This is a genomic window from Acinetobacter sp. NIPH1876 (assembly GCF_022808535.1).
In the GTDB taxonomy this organism is placed as follows: domain Bacteria; phylum Pseudomonadota; class Gammaproteobacteria; order Pseudomonadales; family Moraxellaceae; genus Acinetobacter; species Acinetobacter higginsii.
Map to the genome: position 1 here is coordinate 1 of NZ_JALGBR010000035.1, position 4,987 is coordinate 4,987.

At 38.5% G+C, this 4,987-nt stretch carries 7 protein-coding genes and 1 pseudogene; 7 read left to right on the forward strand and 1 reads right to left on the reverse strand.

Translation table 11 applies throughout. The features are described 5' to 3' along the window. From MN869_RS20165 to dptF, 7 genes are all read left to right on the forward strand, one after another. A partial coding sequence (locus MN869_RS20165) for a hypothetical protein (RefSeq protein ID WP_243309210.1) occupies positions 1 to 204 on the forward strand: 204 nt, incomplete at its 5' end. Between the two features lie 57 nt (positions 205 to 261). Beyond that, entirely contained in the window at positions 262 to 1,299 is a 1,038-nt protein-coding gene (locus tag MN869_RS20170) for a DUF932 domain-containing protein (RefSeq protein WP_243309212.1), read from the forward strand. Between the two features lie 168 nt (positions 1,300 to 1,467). Further along, positions 1,468 to 2,511 (forward strand): lambda-exonuclease family protein, encoded by a 1,044-nt coding sequence (locus MN869_RS20175; protein ID WP_243309214.1) that lies wholly within the window; start codon positions 1,468 to 1,470, stop codon positions 2,509 to 2,511. Between the two features lie 210 nt (positions 2,512 to 2,721). Next, complete coding sequence (locus MN869_RS20180; protein ID WP_243309215.1) at positions 2,722 to 3,651, forward strand: hydrolase or metal-binding protein; 930 nt, start codon at positions 2,722 to 2,724, stop codon at positions 3,649 to 3,651. A gap of 49 nt (positions 3,652 to 3,700) precedes the next feature. Then, the gene (locus MN869_RS20185) at positions 3,701 to 3,931 is read left to right on the forward strand and encodes an AlpA family transcriptional regulator (RefSeq protein WP_243309217.1); all 231 of its coding nucleotides are present in this window, start codon (positions 3,701 to 3,703) and stop codon (positions 3,929 to 3,931) included. Positions 3,932 to 3,988: 57 nt separating this feature from the next. Continuing rightward, on the forward strand, positions 3,989 to 4,276 hold the full coding sequence (locus MN869_RS20190; RefSeq protein ID WP_004991926.1) for a hypothetical protein: 288 nt from the start codon (positions 3,989 to 3,991) through the stop codon (positions 4,274 to 4,276). Positions 4,277 to 4,427: 151 nt separating this feature from the next. Then, a complete protein-coding gene (dptF, locus tag MN869_RS20195; protein WP_243309218.1) occupies positions 4,428 to 4,826 on the forward strand; it encodes a DNA phosphorothioation-dependent restriction protein DptF in 399 nt (132 codons plus the stop codon). Here dptF and MN869_RS20200 read toward each other — a convergent pair. Beyond that, positions 4,817 to 4,987, reverse strand: a pseudogene (locus tag MN869_RS20200) (IS30 family transposase); the annotation flags it as partial. The gene dptF and the pseudogene MN869_RS20200 sit on opposite strands and share 10 nt — an antisense overlap.

Consider the following 4,987-nt stretch of genomic DNA (forward strand, 5'->3'; position numbering starts at 1 on the left):
AATTTGGTCACACCGACCACATTGGGTGCATTGGGAACCACGGTCGCAAAGTCTTTCAATCTGCCACCGATTGTCGGTGGAATTGCAGGAACAGTATTGGGTAGTGTGTTGAATTCACTCACTGAACAAAGCACATCATCACAGCAGAATTTGTGCTTTTGCCACAATTGCTACCAAAAATTTCCAACTCATCTTTTGCACTAAAGAATATTCATATCCACACAGATTCAAATTTCAGTTTAATTTAAAAGGAATACAACTATGGCACATCAACTTGAACAAATGGCTTATGTCGGTGATACCCCTTGGCATGGTCTAGGTAATCAACTAAGTCAAAACCAACCGATAGAAATCTGGGCACAACAAGCAGGCATGGATTGGCGGATCGAATCCTCTAATGTCAGTTATATGGCACAGAATGAACGAGGACAAAGCATCATCATGCCTTATGAAGAACAACGAGTACTTTATCGTTCCGATACTCATGCACCACTATCAGTCGTCAGTCAACGCTTTCAGGAAGTCCAACCGAGAGAGATTTTAGAATTCTATCGTGACCTGACTGAGCAATCAGGTTTTGAACTTGAAACCGCAGGGGTACTTAAAGGCGGTAAAAAGTTCTGGGCATTGGCACGCACAGGACAAACTTCATCACTCAAAGATAAAGATGTCAGTAATGGCTATATTCTTCTAGCTACCGCTTGTGATGGAACTCTTGCTACCACCGCACAATTTACCTCAATCCGAGTGGTGTGTAATAACACGTTGGCGATTGCACTGAAAGGTCAGAACAGCAGTGCAGGCGTGGTGAAAGTTCCTCACAGTACCAAGTTTGATGCAGATAAAGTCAAACAACAACTCGGTATTTCAGTTCGTACATGGGATGAGCACATGTATGAGATGAAACAACTCAGTCAACGTAAAGTCACCCAGTATGAAGCAGCCGCTTATTTCGATGCTGTGTTTAATAACACCACGATGAGCATCACTGACCAAGAAGACAACATTATTCAGTTCTATCGAGATGTTGCCACTCAAGCACAAGCCAATGGCAAGGAAAAATCTGAACCGAATGCCAAGTCGATGAGTAAAGCTATGGAGATGTTTAATGGTCAGGGACGAGGAGCAAACCTCTCTTCAGCCAAAGATACCGCCTATGGATTACTTTGCTCGATCACTGAATTTATCGACCATGAACGTCGTGCTATGAGCACTGACCATCGACTTGATTCAGCTTGGTTTGGTGCAGGTGCATCAATCAAACAACGAGGATTGGAACAAGCGTTAAGCATGATTTGATCATGTAAAAACTAAATTTCAGTCATGGAAAGTTAGACCTAACTAAGCATTTTTAAAGAGAATCTTAAATTTTAAAAATTATGAAAATCATAGCTTCGGCTGTGGTTTTTTTATGCCCGAAATTTGTCATTTGAATCGAATCCCCTTATTAAAAAACAGGAATAAAACATGAATACAGCAATATTAAACCCATCCATACAACAAGCAAGCGCACCCTTTATCGCACCAAAATTGTTTACCGCCAAACGCTTAGTCAATACCAAAAATATGACTCAAGCAGAATGGCTTGAAGTACGTCGCCAAGGCATCGGTAGTAGTGATTGTGCCGCAGCGTGTGGACTCAATCCCTATATGTCGATGCTTGAACTATGGATGATCAAAACGGGACGAGTCAAACAATCTATTGAAGATGAAAGTTCAGGACATGCACCTTTATATTGGGGCAAACAACTTGAACCGTTAGTGGCTGAATATTACAGCATGCATACCAACAATAAGGTACGTCGCATCAATGCAGTGCTACAACACCCCGAAGCGGATAAGCATTTTATGTTGGCAAACTTGGATTACTCGGTGGTAGGCAGTGATGAAGTCCAGATTTTAGAATGTAAAACCGCAGGTGAACATGGTGCAAAGTTGTGGCGAGATGGTGTGCCTTTATATGTACTCTGCCAAGTACAACATCAACTCGCAGTGACAGGAAAACAGGCAGCCCATATTTGTGTGCTGATCTGTGGTCATGAAACACGTATTTATAAAGTCACACGTAGTGAAACCGTGATTAAGCACATCATTGATTCAGAACGCTACTTTTGGGAATGTGTCGAAAAAGATACACCGCCTGATGTCGATGCCAGTGACTCCGCAGCTAGAGCAATCCAACAACTCTACCCACAACATGTGCCCTTAACCGTGGAAGACCTTAGTCAAAACGAGCACGCCAATCGATTATTTAGCCAATTGTTGAAAGAGAAGCATCACATTGAAATCCACCAAAACAACTTTGATGAAACCAAACATCAAATTCAAATGTTGATGAAGGATGCAGAACGAGCGACTTTTGCCACTGGCTCGGTGACATGGAAGCGATCTAAAGACTCCATTACTTTAGACAGTAAGGCTGTACTCAAACTTCATCCCGAAATGCTTGAGCAATTTCCACAAAACAAAGTTGGGACACGACGTTTTCAAATCTATAGCGATGATGACTGACCCTATCGAAACCAAGCGTCTATATCGCTAACTATATAGATGAAATACCCATTCTTCCCAAAAGCGCAAAAAAACCACCCCCGATCTACCGACTCCCGAAGGAGCGGTAGACCAACAATGGCGGTTTTTGCGAAGTCGTAGCTTTTCATAATTCTGTTTACTTACATAGCAAGGGGTAATCAGTAAAATTTTATTTATAGGACAAACAACATGATCAAAGGTTTAGCAATTACACCGCCAATACTTGGTAGAATCAGTATTGGTAAAGTGGTCGAAAAGAACGGTAAACGTCTGCCTGAAAAGGATGACCAATTTACTATTACCAGCCAAATCCAAGGTAAGGAGGGATGGATCAAACACCCCTTAGATGAACAACTCAGAGCCAAAGCACAAAACCAAAAACTCAGAACTATTCCAGTGCGGATGATCTTTAATGATCCTGAACTCAATTTGCGTGCTGAATACAGCTTATTTGATCGTCAAACAGGTCGCCCCATTTGTGTAGGCAATGGAGAAACTTGTCAACGATTGACCAATCAAGGAGTAGAACAATATCCATGTCCATCCCCTGATTTATGCCCATTGGCACAAGGTGGCAACTGTAAACCTTATGGACGACTACATGTCAATCTGGATGAATCGGATGAACTTGGTACTTTTATCTTTAGAACGACAGGCTTTAATAGTATTCGAACTTTGGCAGCACGACTGGGTTATTACCATGCTGCTTCTAATGGCTTACTTTCGTGTTTGCCACTGCAATTGACTTTGAGGGGCAAATCAACCACACAAAGCTATCGGACCCCTGTGTATTACGTGGATTTAACTTTGCGTGATGGTATCAATCTTCAACACGCCATTAAAACGGCAAAGGATATAGAGCAACAAAGTAAGCAGAGCGGCTTTAATCAAACAGCTTTAGATCAGATGGCACTGCAAGGTTATAACAATGCAAGGTTCGAAGTGAATTCTGAAGAGGGATTAGATTTGGTGGAGGAATTCTATATGGATGAGGTAACTGAAGTTGAGCAAGAGCAGTGTGAAACGAAAGCCAAAGTTAAACGTCAACTTAATCAAACAGATGGTTTTGTAAAAGATATTCAGCAAGGTTTACAACGAAATGTGAGAACTGTGAATTAGTTCATTTCCTAAGCTTGGTTCGATTTTTAATAGTAGTAGGAGAAATTAAATGTATTTATCGGATGATCAGATGTTTCACATAAACCAAATTATTAGGATTAAAGAAGTTATTGCAGTTACGGGTATTAGCCGTTCAGTTATATATGAAAAACTTAATCCTCAATCTAAGTGCTACGATTCAACATTTCCCAAACCAATTAAGTTGAGTGTGAATTGTGTTGGTTGGTCGGCACTCGAGGTGAATCAGTGGATTGAGGAAAAGCTGATGAGCAGGCAGTAAGAAGAGGATTAAATCCTCTTTTTTATTGCAAAGACTATATATGAGGAGTCATATAAAATGACTAGTAAAGCAAATCAGAATTTCGAAGTTATAAAAATATTTGTAGAAAGTTACTTAGTTAAGAATCACGGATTCAAATTTGAACACAATTGTCTATGTAGTAATGATGATTTGAAATTAATATTTTTCTTAGATTCTAATTGCCTAGTATTAAAAAGCTTAACTTCTACTAAAGAGTATTTTATTGTTGAGATTCCTAAAGATATACCTTCAAATAATTGTGTAAGTTTCGCAATCAAAGTCTATGGAGAAATCTTAAAAGTATTAAGAAAAAGAAAGCCATAGAGCTTTCTTTTTTTGTAATATTCCAATAGATTAATATAAGAAAATTTCTTATCTGACTAATGTATCACTAGTGCACAATATAGTTTTATGTTATTGTTTAAGATATTGTTTAAGATATTGTTTTATATTAATATTTTTATAGAAGAGAATCATGCTTTTTACGGATGCTGTAAGTATATTGTCTAAATCATCATCTTATGCTGTTTCCACAGAAAATGACTTAGACTCTTATTTAGTTAGTATAAAAGAAGATCTATATGTAGAAATGCCGATAGAGCATAGATTTTTTGATGTTTTAGAAAATCTTTCAGAACACTCAAGAAAAGTCATATTTTTGTGTGGGAGTAGTGGAGATGGCAAATCTGAGCTATTAATTAGAGCAAAGAAAAGATTTTCAGAATCATATTTAAAATTTCATTTAGATGCTACACATAGTTTTGCTCCTCATCACTCTGCCGTAGATACTTTGAACAACTTATTTAAAGAATTTGAAAATAGTAATTATTCATTGGTCATTGGAATTAACATAGGTAGGCGAATTCAAACATGAGGTGCGACAGTTTGAAAAGTCTTATGATAATCAACAAGCTGAGCAAATTTCTCTAATGGTGTAAGCCAATCTAACGCTTTTCTAGGACGAGTATTCAGTGACATGGCAACTTGATTTAAATAATGCTGATCTGCCTGATTTAAATCAATCCCTTTAGGTAA

Bases quoted from the DNA above. Each gene is read 5' to 3' on its own strand.
- MN869_RS20180 (WP_243309215.1), top strand. From the start codon at position 2,722: ATGATCAAAGGTTTAGCAATTACACCGCCAATACTTGGTAGAATCAGT.
- MN869_RS20175 (WP_243309214.1), top strand. From the start codon at position 1,468: ATGAATACAGCAATATTAAACCCATCCATACAACAAGCAAGCGCACCC.
- dptF (WP_243309218.1), top strand. From the start codon at position 4,428: ATGCTTTTTACGGATGCTGTAAGTATATTGTCTAAATCATCATCTTAT.
- MN869_RS20190 (WP_004991926.1), top strand. From the start codon at position 3,989: ATGACTAGTAAAGCAAATCAGAATTTCGAAGTTATAAAAATATTTGTA.
- MN869_RS20170 (WP_243309212.1), top strand. From the start codon at position 262: ATGGCACATCAACTTGAACAAATGGCTTATGTCGGTGATACCCCTTGG.
- MN869_RS20185 (WP_243309217.1), top strand. From the start codon at position 3,701: ATGTATTTATCGGATGATCAGATGTTTCACATAAACCAAATTATTAGG.